We start from the raw sequence: 6,000 nt of genomic DNA, 5'->3' as shown, positions 1-6,000 counted from the left end.
GCACCATGCGGTGCAAAATGTTATCCGGTATTAGCCCCGGTTTCCCGGAGTTATCCCAGTCTTATAGGCAGGTTACCCACGTGTTACTCACCCGTCCGCCGCTAACTTCTTAAGAGCAAGCTCTTAATCGGTTCGCTCGACTTGCATGTATTAGGCACGCCGCCAGCGTTCATCCTGAGCCAGGATCAAACTCTCCAATAAAGTGTTTGTCTAGCTTCGTAAATAAAAATTGACGTTTCACGTTGTTTGTTTCGTTCAGTTTTCAAAGAACTTGTCTGTCGCTCAATTGCGACTTCCTTATGCTAACATTTAAATCATTCGATGTCAACTAAGTTTTTTATTTTTTCGCTTTCTGCTTTCGTGCATCAGCGACGTTTATTAATATACCATCCTCTTTTTTAAAATACAAGTATTTTTTCAGGAAAAAAAGAAAGTTTTTTTATACTATCAATTCAATCCTTTTATATAAATACAAGTTGATTTTTTTACATATAAGTCGCTGCTATGCAGAACAAAACGTGGTCGCTACTTGCTTTCTACCTTTGTTTAAACTTTTCACGTGGATGGAAAAGGAACTGACCGCCTCTATGCATGGCTAGTTTCTCTGGTCTCCTCCCCTAAAAAAAGTGGTTTTTATGTCATTCTTCAATTTGTATTTATATATAAACCTTTAGCTAACTATACAAAGAACACCTCACTTAAGATTTTTTTTAGAAATTTTTTACATACATTTAACTCTAAAATGCTCCCCTTTGTTATATAGTAGAAAAGTAAACTATCAAACCCTATTATGGAGGAATTCATTTATGGAAAGATTGACGAAGTTTTCATTAAAAAATAGGGCCGCTATTATCATCATGGTTTTTCTCATCTCTGTACTAGGCATTTATTCCGGCTCTAAATTACCGATGGAGTTTTTACCAAGCATGGATCAACCAGTTGTAACAATCACTACCTTATCTGAGGGGCTAGATGCTGAAACAATGACAAAAGAAGTAACAGAACCTCTCGAAAAGCAGTATCGAAATCTTTCACATGTCGATACGATCACATCATCAACAAGTGAAGGATTATCAAAGATTGAAATTTTGTACACTTCAAAGACAAATATGAAAGATGCAGCACGTGAAGTTGAAAAAATTACAAACGGCATAACACTACCAAAAGGCATCATGAAACCTGTGATCAGCCAGCTAAACACTTCTATGATTCCACTCGCACAAATTACGGTTCAAAAGAAAAATGGCTTCACAAAAGCTGATGAGAAACAAATTGAAAAAGAAATTATCCCGCAACTTGAAAGTATCGATGGCGTTGCTAATGTTATGTTTCATGGGAAATCCACATCTGAATTATCTATTGTATTAGATCCCGTTAAAATGAAAGATCAAAACATCATAACATCACAAATCGTATCCTCCTTGCAAGGAAAAGAAGCTTCTATACCAGCTGGGCAAATATCTATAAATAATGAAAATCATCTACTTCGTGTAATTGGAGAAATAAAAAGCATTGATGATATCCAAAACATTACGCTAACACCTGAGGTGAAGTTACGCGACATCGCAAAGGTTGAACTAAAACAACATCATGATGCTATTTCACACATTAACGGAGACGATGGTGCAGCACTCGTCATTACGAAAGAACCGAGTAAAAATGCTGTTACAATTGGAAAAGAAATCGAGAAAAAAGTTAATGATATAAATAAGCAATATAAAGACACCTTCACTATAAAAACACTCATGTCTACACACGAACAAGTCCAAAATGCTGTTACAAGTATGGGGAAAGAAGTTGTCCTTGGTGCGATCGCTGCTACATTTATCATTTTAATTTTCTTGCGTAACATTCGTACTACTTTAATTTCCATTGTTAGTATCCCATTATCAATATTCCTTACACTCTTTTTACTTAATCAATCTAATATCACTTTAAATATTTTAACATTAGGTGGATTAGCAGTTGCTGTCGGACGTCTCGTCGATGATAGTATCGTTGTAATCGAAAACATTTTCCGTCGTTTACAAAAAGATACTTTCTCAAAAGACGTTATTATTGATTCTACGAAAGAAGTTGCAATTGCAATTACATCTTCTACATTAACAACTGTCGCTGTTTTTTTACCGATCGGTTTTGTAGCGGGTGGAATTGGTGAATTTATGTTACCTATGGTGTTGGCAGTTGTATATTCAATACTTTCATCTTTATTAGTGGCCTTAACAGTTGTACCTCTCATGGCTTTTCTACTATTAAAGAACACAAGACATACAGAGCAAAAAGAAACGAAACGTTATACAGCTATTTTAAAATGGTCGTTATCGCATAAATTTATCATTTTACTTACCGCTTTTTTATTATTTGTTGGTTCAATTGCAGCTTACATCCTACTCCCAAAAGCAAACATTAAATCTAATGATAACACCATGCTTTCTATTAATATGACATTCCCTGCTAATTACGATTTAGAGAAAGGAAAACAGCAAGCTTTTGAATTCGAGAAAAAATTACTTGCAGATTCAAATGTAAAAGACGTTATATTACAAATGGGTTCCTCTTCAGAAGCTGCCCAGTGGGGACAGACGACAAAAAGCAATCTTGCAAGTATATTTGTAGGGTTTAAAAAGGGAGTTGACCTTGAAACGTACATTAATAAACTAAAAAAAGAACAGAATCAATTTCAACCAGCGACATTTGATTATATAAAAGTAAGCTTTTCAAACTTCGGTGGTGGAAATGCATTACAATTTAACATCACCGCAAACAATAATAAAGATTTAAAACAAGCTTCCGACCTTGTTACTACAAAGTTAAAAAGCTTAAATAATCTTTCAAAAGTAAAAACAAATACAGAAGAAGAGAAAAAGGAATGGGCTATTAACGTTGATCAAACAAAAGCAGAAAAGGCTGGCCTAAACTCTGAAGTAATTGGACAACAAGTTGCATTTTTAATGAAAAAATCACCAATTGGTCAAATCACATTGGACAATGAAAAGACAACTATTATGCTAGAACACAAAAAAACAGCGAACCCTAATAAAGATGCGATTTTAAACGAAATTATTTTGTCGCCAAGTAGTGGTTTCATCACATTAAAAGACGTTGCAACGATTTCTGAAAAACAAACACAAACCGAAATATTCCACAAGGACGGCAAAGAAACAATTCAAGTGACAGCCGAAGCGAAAGATGAAGACTTAAGTAAAGTAAGCGCAGAAGTAAATACAGCTATTGCAGATTTGAAATTGCCTGATGGGGCAAAAGTTAACATTGCCGGGGCAACAGAATCGATGCAGGAAAATTTCACTGATTTATTTAAGATTATGGGAATCGCGATTGGGATCGTTTACTTAATTATGGTTATTACTTTCGGGCAAGCACGCGCACCATTCGCAATTTTATTCTCTCTCCCACTAGCAGCTGTAGGCGGGATTTTAGGTTTAATTATTTCACAAACACCTGTCGATTTAAACTCTCTTATTGGAGCTTTAATGCTAATCGGGATTGTTGTAACCAATGCAATTGTCTTAATAGAACGTGTACAACAAAACCGCGAAAAAGGAATAGCAACAAGAGAAGCACTATTAGAAGCTGGTTCTGTACGGTTGCGCCCAATTATTATGACAGCTATTACAACCATCTTCGCAATGCTTCCTCTACTATTCGGTGATGCACAAGCTGGAAGTATGGTATCTAAAAGCTTAGCTGTTGTAGTCATTGGCGGTTTATTAGTTTCTACATTACTAACACTAGTTGTCGTACCCGTTATGTACGAATTACTAGATCAAATCGGTAGTAGAAAAAAACGTAAAAACAGACATAAATCTTATATAGATGTTCCTAAATCTTAACACTACAACAGCCGTATTCAGAAGTCTGAATACGGCTGTTGTTTTTTCTATCAAAATTTCACAAAATAAAAGTGATTCCCAACTCGCTTCCTCACTTTAGTTTAAACCTCGCACGTGGCAGGAAAAGGCACTGACCGCTTCTATACAGCTCTCACCCACCTAAAAGAAAGGGATTTTTATGTTTTTTATGTCTGTTATTCACTTTATATATAGTAAGTTAAGCTGCTTTTACTTTACTACTTTTGCGAGTTTTTTTCGTACCAGTAAAGCGCTTATGGAGTATAGATGCTGTAAAGCGTGCAATAATATTAAATAGTAATACCATAATAATTAATACTGCTGCTGATTTTGTTGCAATTAGTTTCGCGTCAGGAATAATTCCTTCAGAATTTAACTTCCAAATATGCACAGCTAATGTTTCTGCTGGTCGAAATGGATTTAATGGATGTGAAGGGCTTGAAAATTCCGCTGCCGAGTTTAAAATTGGTGATGTTAATCCAGCTGTGTAAATGAGTGCTGCCGCTTCACCAAAAATACGTCCAGCCGCTAAAATTACACCTGTAATAATTTGCGGCAATGCAGTTGGAAGCATAATTCTTACAATTGTTTGCCACTTTGTTGCACCTAATCCAAGACTTGCTTCTTTCACATTTGTTGGAATTTCTGTCATTGCATTTTCACAAACGCGTGTTAAACCTGGTAAATTTAAAATTGTTAAGGCTAAAGCTCCGCCCATAACAGTATATCCCCAACCTGCCGTTGTAACGAACACAAGCAATCCAAATAGACCAACTACAATAGAAGGTAAAGAAGCCATTGTCTCAATGCATAAGCGCACAAAATTTAAAAAACGACCTTGCTTTGCATATTCCGCCAAGTAAATTCCTGCACCAAGGCCTAAAGGAATTGAGATAATCAATGTAATAACAAGCATGTAAAAGGAGTTAAATAATTGAGGTCCAATTCCTCCTCCTGCTCTTGTATTACTCGACTCTCCAAATAAAAAACTCGGATCCCAAAATCCCCAACCTTTTTGTAAAATTTCATATACAAGAAAAACAAGTAAAGTAACTATAAAGAAAGCAACTGCATATAAAATACCTGTCCATATACTATTAACTGTTCTAGCATTCATCGTTATCTTTCACCTCTTTGGCCAATCGCTCGAATTACTACAATAAATAAGAAAGAAATCAAAAGTAGTATCATCGCTAACGTCCATAGCGCATTATTCCAGGCTGTTCCATTTAACGTATTTGTCATATCCATTGTCAAAATACCCGTTAAAGTTGAAGTTGGACCATAGATTCCTTCCGGTAATTTTATTGTATTTCCTATTACCATTTGTACTGCTAATGCTTCCCCGAAAGCTCGAGCTACTCCAAGAACAACCCCTGTTAAAATACCTTGTTTGGCAGCAGGAACAATAATACGACTAATCGCTTGCCACTTCGTCGATCCTAAACCATAAGAGGCTTCTAAATACTCAAAAGGAACCGAACGAATTGCATCAGAAGCAATACTTGCAATCGTTGGCAAAATCATAATACTTAATACAATAATACCGGCAATTAAACTAAATCCTACACCACCAAATGAATCTCGTAAAATCGGAATTAAAATCGTAACCCCTAGTAAACCATATACAACAGATGGGATCCCTACCAATAATTCTAAAACTGGTTTTAACACCTTGTTTCCAAACTTCGGAGAAATTAAATTCATAAACACTGCAAGTGCAATCGCGATTGGCGCACTAATGATTACTGCCCCAAGCGACACTAGCGTAGATCCAACTATGAAAATAACAGCTCCAAAACTTCCATTTCCTTCATTCGGCGCCCATTTTGTTGATGTAAACACTTCTGAGATTGAGATATTACTTTGTGTAAATGATTGAATTCCTTTTGCACAAATGAATACGATAATAGCTAATGTAATAGCGACAATTAATAAACCACAAAGCGTTACAAGTGTTCTTCCAATATATTCACTTTTTACGTAGTTAATTTGTTTTTTCCCCTTCATCACAAGACCACAACCTCACTCCATATATTGAAATGAACAGGACTGGCTAAACAGCCAGCCCTGCTTTATCCCGCTATTCGCGAGCAGTAATACTCCCACCTCAAAATTCAGCGAAAACATT

The 6,000-nt window shown here is 35.9% G+C and carries 3 protein-coding genes and 1 rRNA gene; 1 reads left to right on the top strand and 3 read right to left on the bottom strand.

The annotated features are described in order from the left end of the window. Positions 1–201, bottom strand: a 16S ribosomal RNA gene (locus H280_RS0112925); the annotation flags it as partial. A 605-nt stretch (positions 202–806) separates the two neighbouring features. Here H280_RS0112925 and H280_RS0112920 point away from each other — a divergent pair. Continuing rightward, positions 807–3,851, top strand: coding sequence for an efflux RND transporter permease subunit (locus H280_RS0112920; protein WP_020061550.1), 3,045 nt, complete (start codon positions 807–809; stop codon positions 3,849–3,851). Between the two features lie 217 nt (positions 3,852–4,068). On the opposite strand, the gene pstA is transcribed toward H280_RS0112920, so the two are convergent. Further along, on the bottom strand, positions 4,069–4,986 hold the full coding sequence (gene pstA, locus H280_RS0112915; RefSeq protein WP_020061549.1) for a phosphate ABC transporter permease PstA: 918 nt from the start codon (positions 4,984–4,986) through the stop codon (positions 4,069–4,071). A 2-nt stretch (positions 4,987–4,988) separates the two neighbouring features. Continuing rightward, a complete protein-coding gene (gene pstC, locus H280_RS0112910) occupies positions 4,989–5,879 on the bottom strand; it encodes a phosphate ABC transporter permease subunit PstC (protein WP_028411218.1) in 891 nt (296 codons plus the stop codon). Positions 5,880–6,000 lie beyond the last annotated feature (121 nt).

Source organism: Bacillus sp. 123MFChir2, from assembly GCF_000383235.1.
GTDB lineage: Bacteria > Bacillota > Bacilli > Bacillales > Bacillaceae_G > Bacillus_A.
The sequence above is the reverse complement of the archived record's forward strand: the minus strand, read 5'-3'. Positions and strand labels throughout refer to the sequence as shown.